At 69.6% G+C, this 16,704-nt stretch carries 11 protein-coding genes; 5 read left to right on the top strand and 6 right to left on the bottom strand.

Going from position 1 to position 16,704, the window contains the following annotated elements; genetic code table 11:
- Positions 1-14 precede the first annotated feature (14 nt).
- Positions 15-716 (top strand): class I SAM-dependent methyltransferase, encoded by a 702-nt coding sequence (locus ACH34T_RS33130; RefSeq protein ID WP_396024889.1) that lies wholly within the window; start codon positions 15-17, stop codon positions 714-716.
- 33 nt (positions 717-749) lie between these two features.
- On the opposite strand, the gene ACH34T_RS33125 is transcribed toward ACH34T_RS33130, so the two are convergent.
- From ACH34T_RS33125 to ACH34T_RS33110, 4 genes are all read right to left on the bottom strand, one after another.
- Positions 750-1,964, bottom strand: a complete 1,215-nt coding sequence (locus tag ACH34T_RS33125) for a serpin family protein (protein ID WP_396024888.1) — start codon at positions 1,962-1,964, stop codon at positions 750-752.
- A 96-nt stretch (positions 1,965-2,060) separates the two neighbouring features.
- Complete coding sequence (locus tag ACH34T_RS33120) at positions 2,061-5,708, bottom strand: CDP-glycerol glycerophosphotransferase family protein (protein WP_396024887.1); 3,648 nt, start codon at positions 5,706-5,708, stop codon at positions 2,061-2,063.
- Between the two features lie 35 nt (positions 5,709-5,743).
- Entirely contained in the window at positions 5,744-9,205 is a 3,462-nt protein-coding gene (locus tag ACH34T_RS33115; protein WP_396024886.1) for a CDP-glycerol glycerophosphotransferase family protein, read from the bottom strand.
- 214 nt (positions 9,206-9,419) lie between these two features.
- Positions 9,420-10,364 carry a LysR substrate-binding domain-containing protein gene (locus ACH34T_RS33110; RefSeq protein WP_396024885.1) on the bottom strand — a complete coding sequence of 315 codons (945 nt, stop codon included), beginning with the start codon at positions 10,362-10,364 and terminating at the stop codon, positions 9,420-9,422.
- A 429-nt stretch (positions 10,365-10,793) separates the two neighbouring features.
- Here ACH34T_RS33110 and ACH34T_RS33105 point away from each other — a divergent pair, with 429 nt between their 5' ends.
- Together ACH34T_RS33105 and ACH34T_RS33100 are read left to right on the top strand one after the other, a co-directional pair.
- On the top strand, positions 10,794-11,348 hold the full coding sequence (locus tag ACH34T_RS33105) for a peroxiredoxin (protein WP_396024884.1): 555 nt from the start codon (positions 10,794-10,796) through the stop codon (positions 11,346-11,348).
- Between the two features lie 67 nt (positions 11,349-11,415).
- Complete coding sequence (locus ACH34T_RS33100) at positions 11,416-11,958, top strand: carboxymuconolactone decarboxylase family protein (protein WP_396024883.1); 543 nt, start codon at positions 11,416-11,418, stop codon at positions 11,956-11,958.
- 40 nt (positions 11,959-11,998) lie between these two features.
- Here the strand turns inward: ACH34T_RS33100 and guaA are convergent, their stop codons facing one another.
- On the bottom strand, positions 11,999-13,582 hold the full coding sequence (guaA, locus tag ACH34T_RS33095; RefSeq protein ID WP_396024994.1) for a glutamine-hydrolyzing GMP synthase: 1,584 nt from the start codon (positions 13,580-13,582) through the stop codon (positions 11,999-12,001).
- Positions 13,583-13,805: 223 nt separating this feature from the next.
- On the opposite strand from guaA, the gene ACH34T_RS33090 reads away from it, so the two are divergent.
- Complete coding sequence (locus ACH34T_RS33090; RefSeq protein WP_396024882.1) at positions 13,806-14,861, top strand: zinc metalloprotease; 1,056 nt, start codon at positions 13,806-13,808, stop codon at positions 14,859-14,861.
- 27 nt (positions 14,862-14,888) lie between these two features.
- On the opposite strand, the gene ACH34T_RS33085 is transcribed toward ACH34T_RS33090, so the two are convergent.
- Positions 14,889-15,611 (bottom strand): DNA alkylation repair protein, encoded by a 723-nt coding sequence (locus tag ACH34T_RS33085; protein ID WP_396024881.1) that lies wholly within the window; start codon positions 15,609-15,611, stop codon positions 14,889-14,891.
- Positions 15,612-15,780: 169 nt separating this feature from the next.
- Here ACH34T_RS33085 and ACH34T_RS33080 point away from each other — a divergent pair, with 169 nt between their 5' ends.
- The gene (locus tag ACH34T_RS33080; protein WP_396024880.1) at positions 15,781-16,689 is read left to right on the top strand and encodes a zinc metalloprotease; all 909 of its coding nucleotides are present in this window, start codon (positions 15,781-15,783) and stop codon (positions 16,687-16,689) included.
- Positions 16,690-16,704 lie beyond the last annotated feature (15 nt).

Raw genomic sequence — 16,704 nt, 5'->3', positions numbered from 1 at the left:
CGTCGGCTTGTCCCGTGGACACCATCGAGCTCCGGCGGATCGCGCGGATCGAGAACGACAACTGGTGGTACCGGGAGCGCCGGGAGATCCTGTCCGCGGAGCTGCTGCGGTTCAGCGTGCCGGGCGCGGCCGTCGACATCGGCGCGGCGGCGGGCACGGCGTCGCGGGTCCTCGCCGAGCACGGCTGGGACGCCACCGCGATCGACCTGAACCCGGCGGCCGTGGCGCTGGCCCGCGCGCACGGCGTCGAGGCGTACGAGGGCGACGCGCGCTACCTCCCGCTCCCGCCGTGCCGGTACGACCTGGCGCTGGCCCTGGACGTCCTGGAGCACATCGAGGACGACGAGCGGGCGGCGGCGGAGATCACGCGGGTGCTGAAACCGGGTGGGACGGCGCTGGTGTCCGTCCCGTCCGACATGGCGCTGTGGTCGGCGCAGGACGTGGCCCTCGGCCGGGTCCGCCGCTATCCGCGCCAGGCGCTCGTGGAGCTGATCGAGTGCGCGGGGCTGGTGCCGGAGCGGGTGTGGAGCAGGGGCGTCCTGCTCCGTCCGGTCCTGCGGCGGCTCAGGCACCGGACGGCGCGCCGCGAGGATCTGGCTCCGCTGCACCCGCTCGCCAACCAGGCGCTGCGCGCGGCGGCCGTCGTCGAACGGCGGCTGCCGGTCTGCGCGTGGCCGGGCACCAAGCTGTTCGCGCGGGCCCGCCGCCCCGGCTGACTCTTAGGCGGCCGTGCCCCGGCCGGTGGAGGTTCAGGGGCTTGTCGCCGGGTCAGGGGGCGTCCAGTCATCCGGTTCGGCGACCCACCCGGCGAGCAGGACGAGCCCGGTCGGCCGGTGCCAGACCAGGAACCCGAACGGCCGGTCGAACGTCACGTTCAGGACCTGCGCCTCCGCCATCGGGGCGCCCGTGGGCGACATCTTCATCGCGGTGACCGCCGCCGCCCTGAACCCCTCCGCGCTGAACGTGGCGTTGACGTCCTGGGCCGCCTGGCCGACCGCCAGCGGGGTCCGGCTGATTCCGGGCAGGTGGCCGCGGCCGTCCGCGGTGGACACGGTCGCCAGCCCGAGCACTCCGGCGTGGGCCAGCAGGTCGTGCTGGGCGGCGATGTCGAAGCGGACGGTGGTCGCGCTCAGCGTCGTCCGGGGCTCGAACGCGAGGACCGTGTCGACCCGCAGGCCGGGCGCCTTCTCGGCCATGGTCCGTTTGAGCAGCGTCTCGCCCCGGCGGAGGCGGTGCTGACCGTCGGTGGCCGCCATCGCCGCCGCGAGCACGTCACCGGCGTGACGGTCCGGTTCCCCCATGCAGAGGATCACGTCGACGTCGTCCTCGCCATGGACGGTCAGCAGAGTGACCGGTCCCGCCGGTGTCTCTTCGGCGAGGGTGAGCCGGTTGAAGTCGGGGCTGGTGTGCGTAAGGCCCGCCACACCCTGGGCTCGTCCCGCCCATGGGCCGTCCGCGGGGTTGAGCGGGACGTCCTGGAACGGCTCCTTCCACCGCGTGTCGACGGTCAGCGCGGTGGCGAGGACGAGCGCCGTATCCCGCTTGACCTGGACGGGCATCTCCGTCAACCGGCCGCTGGTCTTCCGCCGGACCCACTCGTCCAGCTTCTCTTGGTCGGCGGTGGTCTCACCGGTCAGCTCTCCACGTGCCTCAGCGGGGACGACCCTTTGCCACCACGGCTCTAAGGGGAGTTCCGCGCGCGCCCACACGCCGAACGCGCCGGTCGCCGCCGTCGCGCTGTCGAGCATGCCCAGTGCGACGCGTGCGTGCCGGTCGGCGCCGGCTGCGTCGACGCCGATGGCGCGCTGGAGCTCTGCCCGTCCCGGCTCCCGCGCCGCGGCGGCCAGGAACGCCAGCAGCGGCCACACCCCGGCGCCGGACAGGACGGTGGTGGAGCCGTCGCATGCCTCCTCGGCCCACCGTGCCGTCAACGCGTTGGACGCGGGGACGAGTTCACCGCTCATACGCTCGCTCTCCCTCTGGCATCGGTGGGCGAGGTGTTGATCTTAGTGAAGTAAGCGGTGTTTTGTCCCATGCCGCGGGCCGGGAGAGTCGGCGCCTTAGTCCCCGCTGATGACGCCGCCGAAGATGTGGTCGACGGCCCTGGACGCCGCTTGGCCGTCGTCGTGCGGGCAGTACTTCACGAAGAAGCGGTCGTAGGCGTCCGCATGGCGCTCTTCCGAGTCGGGCGCCTTGGCGACCGCTTCGGCGACCTCCGCGGTCGTCGTCGCGACCGGCCCGGGCGCCTCCGCTTCCAGATCGATATAGAAGCCGCGCAGATGGTCGCGGTAGCGGGCCAGGTCGTAGGTGTAGAGGACGATCGGCCGGCCCAGGATCGCGTAGTCGAACATGGCGGACGAGTAGTCGGTGACGAGCACGTCCGATGCCATGTAGAGCTCTGCGATATCGGGGTACCGGGAGACGTCGAGCAGGAAATCATCCACCGCGGGACGGTTCCGGTCGGTGATGAAGTGGTGCGTCCGCAGCAGGAGGACGTGGTCGTCGCCGAGCGCCTTTCGCAGGGTGTCGACGTCCAGTTCCAGGGAGAATCCGTACCTGCCGGGTGCATGGTGCCTGTCGTCCCGCCAGGTGGGCGCGTACAGGACGACTTTCTTTCCGTCGGGTATTCCTAGGCGCTTGCGTATGCGGGACCCGATGCTCTCCCACTCGGGCGTGCTGAGCATGTCGTTGCGCGGATATCCCGTCTCCAGGACTTCCCCCTCGTACCGGAACGCGCGACGCATGACCTGGGTGGCGAACGGGCTCGGGGACAGCAGCAGATCCCACCGGGGCACTTCCCGTTCCGTCCAGTCGAGCCCTTCGACGCGCTGGTACGGCATGTCCCTGAGGTCGTAGGCGAGCCGCTTCAGCGGGGTACCGTGCCACGTCTGGACGTAGGTCTGGCCGTCGCGCTTGACGTACCACGGCGGCAGCCCGTGATTGGTGACCACGTAGCGAGCGCGCGCGAGGACGCGGTAGTGCTCACGGCTTCCCGCCTGAACGGTTCTGGCCTTCCCGTCGACCGCGAATTGGCCGTCCTGGGAAACCCACACGCATTCCAGGTCGGACTTACGGCGGGCCAGTTCCTCGTAGATGGCTCTCGGGTTGCAGCTGTACTGCGTACCGCCGTGGCTGTCGAACACGGCGATGTCGGCTAGCGGGCTGCGTAGGTAGACGGGGTAGTCGTGCTGCTGGAGGAGCAGCTGCGCGTGTCCGCCGCGTTCGTCGTCGCCTAGGGCCGGACGGCTGCGAAGCTGCACCGCGTCCGTCTGGTAGACGCCGACCTCGAATTCGTGCGTTCCCACGTGCCGCCAGCCAGGCAGCTTCGGGATCGCCTCCCGTTCGGCGACGACGGCCACCTCTCCGGAACGCGCGCGCGCCAGCAGGTCCCATGTTCCGCTGCTCAACGGGAGGTCCGTTCCGAACACGGCCATCGTCACGGGCGTGAAAGCGGCGGTGAACCGGTTGCGCTCCCAGGTGACAGGAACACGGTGCTCGTCCCCCGACCGGCGCCGCCGCAGGACGAAGTGATCCGGTCGGTCCTCTGGAGCCGCGAAGTCGCCGGTGAGGGTGAGGAGCCCGTTCGCGTCCCACGCGGCCTTCGTCACGACGGGCCGGACGCTCCGCTCGACGCCGCGCAGATTCCCGAACGCCGTGCGCGTGAGCGCGAACTCCCGCGCGCGCTTCCGCGTGGACTCCCGCGTGGACTCCCGCGCGCGCTTCCGCGTGGATTCCCGCACGCGCTTCTGCGCGCCGCTTTCGGCGCCGGTCGGGAGGCCGGTCGGGAGGGGGTAGCGAACGGCGGCGACATTGCTCGCGACGGTGAGCCTCATCGGGCCGCCTTCGCCGGTCAGCCGGATGTCCCAGTCGATGGCGTCCCGCAGATGCGCGACGGGGTCGCGCTGGTCGGCGTCCGGGACGGAGGTCAGGCTCTCCAGCGGCAGCTTCGCCGTGAAGTCGAAACCGGTGCCCGCCGCCATCCGCAGCACGGACGACGGGCGCAGCGTCACCTCGCCGCGGACCTCCGCCCTGCCGTGGCGGCGCGCGACGATCAGGGCCGCCCCCGCGCCGAGGGCGAGCCGCGTCCATCCGGACAGGACGAGCATGCCGCCGTCACAGCGGATCCCGGTGAGGACGGCTTTGGCGCGCTTGACGTGGACGACGAACACGTCGTCGTCGCCCGCCGCCGGTTGGACGGCCACGTGTTCGTCCACCTGCCGCGCGGACGTCCATCGCACGGCCGGGACCACCGCCGTCAACCGCTGTACTGCCTTGCGCCCGGCCGTTGACACTTCGGCGTAGAGCTCGTAGGTGGCGGTGCGCCACTCGTCGCCGTCGAGGAGGTAGTCGGGCTCCACCCGCGCGGTGAAGCCTGACCAGTCGTAGCAGACGTTCAGGTGTTCGGCCTGGGCGGTGGCCTCCCGGCACCGGAGCCGTTCCACCTGGAGCCGGATCTGCTTGCCCGTCTTGACGTCGCTCATCCAGAGGCGAATACGGGAGTCCGTCGCCGACGACACGTCGAACCGGTCGAAGTGGGCGTGGCCTTCGACGATGAGCGTGTCGACGTCCCAGTCGACGCGGTCCACCTCCGCGTGCAGGCGAAGCTCGTCGGTGACGTCGTACACGTCCTCGGGGATGGCGCGTTCCACATCCCCGTAGAAGGGGTAGCGGGCGTACCAGCGCTGGCGCAGGCGGCCCTGCTGCACGATCGGGACGTTCCGCTGGGCGTCCTCCTCGAAGCGGAGCACGTCCAGGAGTTCGGGCAGCATCCGGCCACCGAGCAGGTGCGTCTCCAGCCGCCTGATCGACGCCAACCCGTCGGCGGCGGAACGGTCGGCTGAGTTGACCATCTCGGCGCCCAGTTCGACCAGACGCTCACGCTCCTGCCAGGTGGCCCCGGGCAGAGCGAGGATGAGCGCGCGGACGTCCAGGTCCAGCGCGTACCTGTCGTGGACGGTCAGAAGCTCCGGCGCGTGCTCGCCCACCAGTTTCCGGACGGTCGCGAGCGTGGCCATCCGTTCGGTGACGTCCGCCGGGTCGTGGCGGAGCCGTGTCGCCGTCGCCGGACGGTCCCGCCAGAAGTACACGGTCGCGTCGAGCACGTCCACGGCCTTGGCCAGGAGCTGGGTGTGGACGGCCGTGCACACGTCCTGTGTCGTCGGGAGCTTGAAACTGTGCGCATCCCAGAAGGCACGCCGGTACACCCTGTTGCACACCGTCCTGTCTTGGAGGAGGGCGGTGTGATGGGTGACGTGCGTCGTTTTCATGGTCTCGGCGTAGGGCTCGCCGTGCATCGGGGACTGGTGCACCTGTGTGCCGTCCAAGCGCATGACGTTTCCGCCGACGAGGTCGGATCCGGTCGACTCCAGCGTGCCGACCATGAGTTCATACGCGTACGGCGGAAGCACATCGTCGCCGTCGACAAAGGCGAGGTACGGGCTTTTCGCCTGCTCGATACCCGCGTCGATGGCCGGCCCACTGCCGGACGGTCGAAGGAGCGTGAAACGGTCGTCCCGGTCAGCGAAGTCTTTGGCGACGACAGCCGCGTCACCGTCCTCCGGGCCTTCGTGCAGTAGCAGCACCTCAAGGTCGCGCAACGTCTGCCCGGCGAGCGACTCCAGGCATTCCGCAAGATGAGCTCCAGCATTATGGAAAGCGTTGCGGAAGATATTGCGGAAGGGGACGACGACACTGATCCGAGATGACACGAGCGGCTCCGTGGTGGGGTTTTTCAGTGGGCGGGCTATACCGGAAGCTGGAGGACCCGGTCGAGCACACGGGAGGCGGCGTGGCCGTCGTCGTGCGGGCAGTACCGGGCCGCGAAAGCGGCACGCGCCTCGCGGTATCCGGCGTCGAGCGCGCCAGGCTCGCGCAGGGCGTCCACGACCTCCTGCGAGGTGCTCAGCAGCGGCCCGGGGGCCTCCGCGTCGAAGTCGAAGTAGAAACCGCGCACATGGTCGCGGTAGCGCTCCAGGTCGTAGGTGAAGAACACCATCGGCCGGCCGGTGACGGCGAAGTCGAACATGGACGACGAGTAGTCCGTGACGAGCACGTCGCTGATGAGGAACAGCTCGGAGATGTCGGGGTACACGGACGCGTCGATGACGCAGTCGCCCGGCCGCAGCTTCGGCCGGTCGGTGACGAGGTAGTGGGTGCGCAGGAGCAGGACGTGGTCGCGGCCCAGGGCCGTCCTGAACTGGTCGATGTCGAGCTCTAGGCGGAACGCCCGCTTACCGATCGCGTGGTGGAAGTCGTCCCGCCAGGTCGGCGCGTACAAGACGACCTTCTTGCCGTCCGGGATGCCGAGCCGCCGCCGTACCGCCGCCGCGATCTCCTCCCGGTGCGGGCTGCTCAGGACGTCGTTGCGCGGATACCCGCTGACGAGAACCTCACCGTGGTAGCCGAAAGCCCGCCGGAACAGCGGAACGGAGAACTCGTTCTGCGCGAGGAGCAGATCCCACTGGGGAACGTCGTACTCCATCCAGTCGACGCCCTCGGTGCGCTTGTACGGCATCTGCTTGACGTCGTATCCGAGTTTCTTCAACGGCGTCCCATGCCAGCACTGCACGTATGTCTGGTCTTCGCGCTTGGTGAACCATTCCTGCTGTGACCAGTTACCGAACACGTAGCGCGCGCGGGCCAGCGCCTCGTAGTGCTCTCGCGTACCGGCCAGGACGGTCCGGGCACCCGTCGGCTTACCGAATTGGCCGTTCTCGGTGACCCACACGCATTCCAGGCCGGTTTCGCGCCGTCGAAGCTCGTCGTAGATGCCGCGCGGGTTGCACGAGTACTGGCGTCCCTTATAGGCGTCGAACAAGACCAGTTCGCGGACGGGCAGATTCAGATGACGCCGGTAGTGCCCGGACCGAATCCGGCTCTGCGCGTAGGCGCCGCGTTCGTCGTCGTCCAGGGCGGTCTCGATCTGGAGCTGCAACTGGTCGGTCTTCTGGACGCGCACCGTAATGCGGTGCAGGCCCGCCTCGAACGGCTCCGGCAGGTCGCGAAGGGTGTGGCGCCTGACCGCGACCGGCTGTTCCCGTCCGCCGACGGCCGCGAAGACGTCCCACCGGCCGGAGACCAGCGGACGGGACAGCCCGAGCACCGGCATACGCGCGGGACAGAATTTGGTGCTGAAACGGCCGCCTTCCCAGCGCAGCGTGACCGTGTGCTCCTCGGACGAGCGTCGCCGCCGGAGAATCAACGCGTCGGGCCGTCCGACCTGGCTGGTGCACGTCCCTTCCAGATGCAGGGCACCGTCGGACGACCAGGACACCTCGTCCACGACCAGGACCCTGTCGCGGACGACGAGCCGCAGCGTGCTGCGCCGCGTCCTGGCGAGTTCGACCTCGCCGCCAGGGACCGGGTAGGCGGTACCGGCCGGATCGTTCTCCAGGTACGGCTTGACGCCGCCCGGCAGGGCGATCTCCCAGTCGCCGGGTTGCCTGACCAGCCCCGCGACCGGCAGCCTGGCGCGGAACCCGTCGCTCCCAAGGTCATCGGTATGGGGGCGCGGCTCGACGACGCCGACCACCGTGCTCCGTCCCGCCTTCGGCACGGCCACGATTCTCGGCTCGTCGCCGAGCGGGACGCGGCTCCAGCCGTCCAGCCACAGGTCGCCGCCCTCCAGGTGGCAGCCGACGACGGCCGCCGGCGTCCGCCGCACCTGGAGCACGAACCGGCGCTTCCCCGCCACGCCCTGCACGAGGACGCCGGGCGCGCACTCCCGGTCGGCCGGCCACTGCCGTCCGATCAGCCGCGGGTTCGAGAACGTGGTCCGCCTACGCAGCCCCCGGTTGACGATCTCGACGCACGGGATCCAGTCGACGTCCCGCCAGCGCCCGAACATCCGCAGCGACGACGGGTCGATGTCCGCGACGAACCCGGACCAGTCGTACGACACCGCCGACTGCCGCGACCGAGCGGTGACGTCCGGCCTCCGAACCCGCCTGATCGGGACGCGCATCAGGCCCCGCTTGTTCGCCGCCAGCAGCCACACCCGGATGCGGGAACCGTCCTCGGTGGACGAGTCCAGGTGCCGGATGTAGGCGTGCCCCTCGATGCGGAGCCGCCCGTCCACCCATTCGGCCCTGTCGATCGCCGCCGCCGGCCTGAGCTCGTCGGTCACGTCGTACACGTGCTGCGGGACGGCCCGCTCCTCGTCCTCGAAGTACGGGAATTCCGCGTACCACCGGTTCCGCAGCCCGCGCCGCACCCTCGGCGCGTCCGCCGCCTTCTTCAGCTGGACGAAACGCAGCACTTCCATCAGCTCGGGCAGCATCCGCCGGCACAGCAGATGAAGTTGCAGGCGCGTCAGCGCGGGAAGCCGTTTCAGGACACGCGGGCTGATTCGCTCCGCCAGGTCCGCACCGATCGCGACGAGTTCTTCGCGTTGCTCGTCCTGCGTCCTGGGCAACGCCTCGAACAGCACGCGAAGCTCGATTCCGACCAGGGCGTGCTCGTCGTAGGCGTTCAGGAGTCGCGGCGCGTACTCCGCCATCCCGTCCCGCAGTAGGCGCGCGGACGCCAACCGCTGGGTGATGTTGTCCCAGTCGTAGCGTTCCTCAGTGATGGAACCCGGCCGCCTACGCCAGTAGTAGACCGTCTCACTCAGAACGTCCACGGAACGGGCCAACGCATGCGCCCGCGCCGTGACGGGCGGGTCCTCGTAGTAGCCCTTGGGGAATTCCAGGCCTGCTTTGTCCCAGAACTCACGCCGGTACACCTTGTTCCACGGAGTCCGGTCGCGCATGAGCGCCGGCTTGGACGACACGTGCGTCCTCGAACACGACTCCACGAACACCCCGTCGTGCAGGTACGACTGCCAGTCCCGGTCTGCGTCCATCCGGTGGACGTTCCCGGACGCCATGTCGGACCCCGTCCGCTCCAGCGAGCCGACCAGCCGCGCGTACGCCTCGCGTTCCACGACGTCGTCGGCGTCGGCGAACGCCAGAAACTCGCCCTTCGCCTGCCGCACCCCCGCGTTCCGCGCGGGCCCGGGCCCCTCGTTGTCCCGCGCCACCAGCCGGAACCGCGAGTCCTTGGCGCACATCTCCTTGGCGATGACGGCCCCGTTGTCGACGGACCCGTCGTCCACCATGATCACCTCAAGGTCGCGCAGCGTCTGCCCGGCCAGCGATTCCAGGCATTCCTGGATGAACTCCTCGGTGTTGTGGAACGGCACGACGACGCTGAGCTTCGGGGACATGGGGCCTCCTCCTCGCCCCACCGAGCATGGTGACGTTCCGTCGCCACTTGAACGCGCATCGCGATTGCCAGGCCGTCCCCTGACGCAGACTTGACCTCACCTGGCCGCCATTTACCGCCGGATGACCGTACGGACCGGCGCACCCGCCGCCGGATGACCGCGCAGGACCGGCGTGTCTCCGCCGGATGAATGTAAGGACCGGCGCGCCGTCGCGTCAGGCGGGGCGGACGCCCGGGGCGAACCCCGACTCGGCGACCGCGGCGCGGACGCTCCCGGCCAGCGTCTCGAACTCGCCCGCGCGCGGCGACGACGACCGGAACCCGAGCCCGATCCGCCGGAACGGCGCGGGCGACGCGAACCGGTGCAGCGACAGGTTCGGGGCGCGGCGGGTCTCCACCGGCAGCGCGGTCTCCGGGACGAGCGTCACGCCGAGCCCGCCCGACACGAGCTGCACCAGCGTCGCCAGGCTCGTCGCGTACGTGGCGGCCGCGGCCCGCGCGCCCACCTCCCGGCACACGTCCAGGGCCTGGTCGCGCAGGCAGTGGCCCTCGTTGAGCAGGATCACGTCCAGGCCGCTCAGCGCCTCCCGCGAGACGCCCACGGGCCCGCGCCCCGCGCCGAGGTCGAACCCGGCCGGGGCCGCGAGCACGAAATCCTCGTCGTACAGGTCGAGCCCCGTCACGCCGCCGACGGACAGGGGCAGCGCCAGCAGGACGACGTCGAGCCGCCCGGCGAGCAGTTCCGCGACGATCTCGTCGGTCTGCTCCTCGTGCACCGACAGCTCAAGCTCAGGGAACTCCTTGGCGAGCCGGGGCAGCACGACCGGCAGCAGGTACGGCGCGACGGTCGGGATCACCCCCACCCGGAGCGGCCCCACGAGCGGCCCGCGGACGGCCTTGACCTCGTCGACCAGCCGGTCCAGCTCCGCCAGGACGACCTCGGCCCGCCGCGCCACCCGATGCCCGGCGGGCGTCAGCAGCACCTTGCGGGTCGTCCGCTCGACGAGCCGGGTCTCCAAGCTCTCCTCCAGCGCGGCGACCGCGCCGGACAGCGCCGGCTGGCTCATCCGCAGCGCGGCGGCGGCGTCCCGGAAATGCAGATGCTCCGCGAGCGCCAGGAACGCCCGCAGCTGAGCCACCGTCGGTCTAGTGATCGCCATCCCACCGGAAGGTTACCGCACCAGCCGTCACAGAACGTGAATCACCGCAGGTCACGAGCGGGTGTCGTACACCACAAAGATCGCCCGGCGCGAACCGGGCGGCCAGCGGGGAGCCTCGTCGCACGGCTGGACGACGAATGGTGTTCACGCTCGTCCGCTACACAGCGTGAGGCCCAGTTTGAGAGGGTCAGTGTGATTTGCATCTATTAATGGGATTGTGCGTTGTCTTAGCCTTCGTTGCGCCGCTGGTCATCTCAACCACTGCGCTATTGATAGGTAGCGCCTATCGGGTGTTCGACACAGATCGATTTCTCTTTCGGACGGGCCTGCGGCACGCTGAGTGACAGCAGCCGCCGAGGCGGGAGCACGGCGGCTTCCCGCGCCTCTCGTGGTGGAGGCGAACCCCTTTCTCATGACGAAGGAGCATGCGTGCTTACTGTCGGTGACCAGTTCCCCGAGTACGAGCTCACCGCCTGCGTTTCGCTGGACGCGGACAACGCGTTCCAGAGGATCAACCACAAGTCCTACGACGGCCAATGGCGTGTCGTGTTCTTCTGGCCGAAGGACTTCACGTTCGTCTGCCCGACCGAGATCGCCGAATTCGGCCGTCTGAACGAGGACTTCGCCGACCGCGACGCCCAGGTGCTCGGCGCGTCCGTCGACAACGAGTTCGTGCACTTCGCCTGGCGCAAGGACCACCCGGACCTGCGGGACATCCCGTTCCCGATGATGGCCGACGTCAAGCGGGAACTGTGCGGGGAGCTCGGCATTCTCACCGCCGACGGCGTGGCGCAGCGCGCGACGTTCATCGTCGACCCGAACAACGAGATCCAGTTCTCCATGGTGACCGCCGGTTCCGTCGGCCGGAACGTCAAGGAAGTCCTGCGGGTGCTGGACGCGCTGCAGAGCGACGAACTGTGCCCCTGCAACTGGAACAAGGGCGAGGACACCCTCGACGCCACCAAGCTGCTCGCCGGGGTCTGAGCAACGGACGACGTGGCCGGTCGCGCGACCGCGCGACCGGCCACACGCATGGAAAGGACGCACGACCATGAGCGTTGACGCGCTGAAGGGCGCCCTCCCGGGATACGCCAAGGACACCAAGCTCAACCTGGGCTCGCTGACCTCCACGTCGCAGCTCGGCGAACAGCAACTGTGGGGAACGGTACTGGCCTGCGCCCTCGCCACGCGGAGCACCGTCGTCATCCGGGAGCTGGCCGAGGAGGCGGGCGACCACCTGTCCGCCGAGGCGTTCGAGGCGGCCAAGGGCGCCGCGTCGATCATGGCGATGAACAACGTGTACTACCGCGCGACCCACCTGATCGGGGACGAGACGTACGCGACGCTGCCCGCCAGGCTCAGGATGTCGATCACCGGCAGGCCGGGCGTGGACAAGGTCGACTTCGAGCTGTGGTGCCTGGCCGTGTCGGCGATCAACGGCTGCGGGCGGTGCCTGGAGTCGCACGAGAAGGTCGTCCGGGAGGCGGGCCTGTCGCGGGAGCTGGTGCAGGAGGCGCTGCGCATCGCCGCCGTCGTGAACGCGACCGCCGCGACGCTGGACGCCGAGGCCGCCCTCGCCCCCGCCCCCGTCTGACACCCGGCCGCCAGAGGCGGGGCCGGGCGGGACTAGGGGGTCACTCCCACTCGATGGTGCCGGGAGGCTTGGACGTGATGTCGACCGTGACGCGGTTGATCTCGCGGACCTCGTTCGTGATGCGGGTCGAGATCCGCTGGAGCAACTCGTAGGGGAGCTTCGCCCAGTCGGCCGTCATCGCGTCCTCGCTCGTCACGGGGCGCAGGACGATCGGGTGGCCGTAGGTGCGGCTGTCGCCCTGGACGCCGACGGAACGGACGTCCGCCAGCAGCACGACGGGGAACTGCCAGATGTCGCGGTCGAGGCCCGCGCCGGTGAGCTCCTCGCGGGCGATGGCGTCGGCGTCGCGGAGGATGTCGAGGCGGTCGCGGGTGACGGCGCCGATGATCCGGATGCCGAGGCCGGGGCCGGGGAACGGCTGCCGCCAGACGATCTCGGACGGCAGGCCGAGCTGCTCGCCGAGCGCGCGGACCTCGTCCTTGAACAGGGTCCGCAGCGGCTCGACCAGCTTGAACCGCAGATCGTCCGGGAGGCCGCCGACGTTGTGGTGCGACTTGATGTTGGCCGCGCCGGTGCCACCGCCCGATTCGACGACGTCCGGGTAGAGCGTCCCCTGGACAAGGAATTCGACCGGTTCCGGCGCGTCCGCACCGACGATCTCGCGGGCCGCCTCCTCGAAGACGCGGATGAACTCGCGGCCGATGATCTTGCGCTTCGCCTCCGGGTCGGCGACGCCGTCGAGGGCGGCGAGGAAGCGGTCCTGGGCGTCCACGACGTGCAGGTTCACGCCGGTGGCGGCGACGAAGTCCTTCTCGACCTGTTCGGGCTCGCCCTTGCGCAGCAGGCCGTGGTCGACGAACACGCAGGTCAGCTGGTCGCCGATGGCGCGCTGGACGAGCGCCGCGGCGACGGCCGAGTCGACGCCGCCGGACAGCGCGCAGATCGCCCGCTTATGCCCGACCTGCTCCCGTACGGCCTCGATCGACTCGTCCGCGATGTTCACCATCGTCCAGTTCGGACGGCAGCCCGCGCCCTCGTAGAGGAACCGCCGCAGCACCTCCATGCCGTGCTCGGTGTGCAGCACCTCCGGGTGGAACTGGACGCCGAAGAAGCGGCGTCCGAGGTCCTCCATGCCGGCGACCGGCGTCACGTCCGTGCTGGCCGTGACGGTGAAGCCGGACGGGGCACGGCTGACGTAGTCGCGGTGCGACATCCACACCGGCTGCTCGTGCGGCAGCCCCGCGAACAGCATGCCGGGGGACGCGACGGTGATGGTCGCGCCGCCGAACTCGGCGACGTCGGAGTTCTCGACGGTCCCGCCGAGCGCCTGCGCCATCACCTGGTGGCCGTAGCAGATCCCGAACATGGGGACGCGCTGCCGCAGCGACAGCTCGAACAGGCCGTCCGGCGCGACGGGGGCGCCCTTCTCGTACACCGACGCCGGGCCGCCCGACAGGATGATCGCCTTGGGCCGTCTGGCGAGCATCTCTTCGGCCGGCATGGTGGACGGCACGATCTCGCTGAACACATGGCATTCGCGGACGCGGCGCGCGATGAGCTGCGCGTACTGTGCGCCGAAGTCGACGACGAGAACGGTGTCAAAGGACTGGTCTGCGGCCACCAAGAACGCCTTTCGCACGGGCCGGAACGACCCCCTCAGTCTACGGGCCCGCTGCCTGGGCCGATGCGGGCGCCCTCGACCCGGTCATCACATGGTGCGATCCGCCGATAACGGTCGGCATCCATTTACCTTGATCACACTCAGGGCAGGACTTCGCTCTGATACCTGTTGATGACGCCCTGTATTCGCATGGTTCCCGTCCGCAAGCGTCCTCCCTAGGAGTGCCGTGAAGCTGCTCGCCATCACCGCCTTGATCGCCGCCGTCGTCCCGGCCTTGCCCGCCGGTCCGCCGCCGGGCGGCGCCCGTACGGACGCCGCGCGACCAGGGGCTGTGCGTCCCGCCGACTGCGTCGACGCCCACGCCGACGCGCGGTTGAGGCCGGGCCACGCCGACGCGCGGTTGCGGCCGGGCGGGCATGGACGGGAGCCCAACGACCTGACTCCCGGGGAGGCCGCCGCGGTCGAACAGCAACTCAACCAAATTCTGGACCGCCTTGGCCTGGACCTCCGCCCCACGGACGGCCCGAACGGCCCGAACGGCCCAGGCAGTACGGGCGGCTCAGGCGGAAAGAAGGGCACGGACGGCCAGTCGACCGGCGACGACCTGCGCGCCGCCGCGCCCATCAGCATTCCCGTGTACTTCCACGTGCTGCACGACGGTTCAAAGGGCAACGTGTCCACGGCGGCGGTCGAGCGCCAGATCAGCACCTTGAACGCTTCCTACGGTGGACGCAATGGAGGCGCGAACACCCGTGTCACCTTCACGCTCCGCGCCGTGAGCCGTACGGACAACGCGTCCTGGTTCAGCGACCCCGAACGGTACGAGGAGACGTACAAGCCGAGGCTCCGTAAGGGCGGTAAGAGCACGCTCAACCTCTACAGCGCGCATATAGGCGGAGACCTGCTCGGCTGGTCGACGTTCCCGTGGAAGTACAAGTCCGAGCCGAAGATGGACGGCGTGACCATCCACTACGGCAGCATGCCAGGCGGCCCGATCGACAACTTCAACAAGGGTTTCAGCGCCACGCACGAGGTCGGCCACTGGCTCGGGCTTTACCACACGTTCCAGGACGGCTGCGGAGGCAGAGGCGACCGGGTCGCGGACACCCCGGCGGAACGCGATCCCACGAACGGCTGCCCGTCCGGTAAGGACACGTGCGAGTCCCCCGGTGACGACCCGGTGCACAACTACATGGACTACAGCTACGACACGTGCATGACGGAGTTCACCGCCGGGCAGGGCTCCCGCATCCACAAGGTGTGGACGGCGTACCGCGCCTAGCGCCCTCGTGTAGCAGCTAGCAGGGGCCTAGCGGCCGAGGATGCGGGCGGCGTCCTCGGCCGACAGCCTGCGGACGGCCTCCCTCAGCGTGACCCCGGACATGATGCCGGCGCGTGGTTCGACCCACGCCACCACCCATTCCGGGTCCTTCTTCGACAGCTCGCGCAAGACCCATCCGAGGGCCTTGCGGATGAAGAACTCGCGTTCACCGATCAGGGCGTCCCCGAACCGGTCGAGCCGCTCCAGATCCGGGTTTCCCGTCCGGACGCCTGCGAGCAGAGCCAGGACGGCCGTACGCCGTATCCACATGTAGGGGTCGCCGACCCAGGCGTCCAGTGCCGTGGCCAGCTCCGGATACCGGATGACCAGGGGGCCGACGATCTTTTCGGCGAGATGGTCCACGTACACCCAGCTCGCCGAATCGCGGATGAGCCGTTCGGCCATCCCGAGGTCCTGCGGTTCGAGCGATGAGGCCCGCTTGGCGAGGATCTCTATCGCGGCCATGCGAGCCTCATGCACCGGACGGCCTTCTTCGGTCACGTCCCAGAGTGCTTCGGCAAGAGCCACCAACTCGTCCCGCGCCGGTTTGGTCTTCACCGCCGGCAGCGCAACCTTGCGCAACGCCGGCATCGGCACGCCGATGTGCGTGAAGTCGCTCTTCAGATAGCGCTTCTCATTCGCGGCGCGCACCGGGTCGGCCTGCGCCCGCAGCTCCGCCAGGATCCGTGCCGCCTCGTCCTCGACGTCCATGCGGACACGCTACGCCGCCCGCGCTAGAGCGACGTATTCAGCGTTAGACCTCCTGATTCGTCCAGGTTTGCCAAAGACGCGATGGATGTTCGGATCCACTCTTGTTCCAGCAGTAACTCCGCTCCCCCGCGCGCGCCTCCCATGCTCGCGCCACCCCCCTAGGAGTTCCATGAAACGCGCCGGAATCGCCAGCGCCCTCGGCCTGCTCGCCGTCTTCACGGCGTACGCGCCCGCCCCCGCCATCGCCGGACCCGCGCCCGCGCCCGCCACCACCGCCGCCCCGTCCGCCGACTGCGCCGACCAGCCCGCGCAGGCCCGCGTCCGAGCCGGTTCCCACGTCATCGAGCGGAACCAGCCCGGCGCCGCCCAGGTGGCGGCGATGGAGAAGGACTTCCACGACCGCATCAGCAAGCTGCGGAAGAAGCACACCGCCGCCATCACCGTCCGCGTGCACTTCCACGTCGTGCACGGCAGCGCGGGCAACATCCCGGACGCGACGCTGAACAAGCAGCTCGACATCCTCAACGCCGCCTACAAGGGGAGCGGCGTCACGTTCACGCTCGCCGAGATCAAGCGGACGCAGAACGCGGCCTGGTTCTCCGACCCCGAAGGCAACGAGCGCCAGATGAAGAGCGCCCTGCACACGGGCAACGCGCAGGACCTCAACTTCTACACGGCCGACCTTGGCAGCAGCCTGCTGGGCTGGGCCACGTTCCCGAGCAGCTACCGCTCGCAGCCCGCGATGGACGGTGTCGTCGTCCACTACCAGAGCCTGCCGGGCGGCTCACTCGGCAACTACAACGAGGGCGACACCGGCACCCACGAAGTGGGTCACTGGATGGGGCTTTACCACACGTTCCAGGGCGGCTGCTCGGGCGAGGGCGACCAGGTCTCCGACACCCCCGCCGAGCAGAGCCCCGCCTCCGGCTGCCCCACCGGCCGCGACACCTGTTCCTCAGCCGGGGCCGACCCGATCCACAACTTCATGGACTACAGCTACGACGCCTGCATGACCGAGTTCACCTCCGGCCAGACCCAGCGCATGCAGGCCCAATGGACGGCCTACCGCAACGCATAGCCACCACCGTCCGGC

Source organism: Actinomadura sp. 9N215 (genome assembly GCF_044326345.1).
Taxonomy (GTDB): Bacteria; Actinomycetota; Actinomycetes; order Streptosporangiales; family Streptosporangiaceae; genus Spirillospora.
Note: the sequence above shows the minus strand (reverse complement) of the source record. Positions and strands in the feature narration are given on the sequence as shown.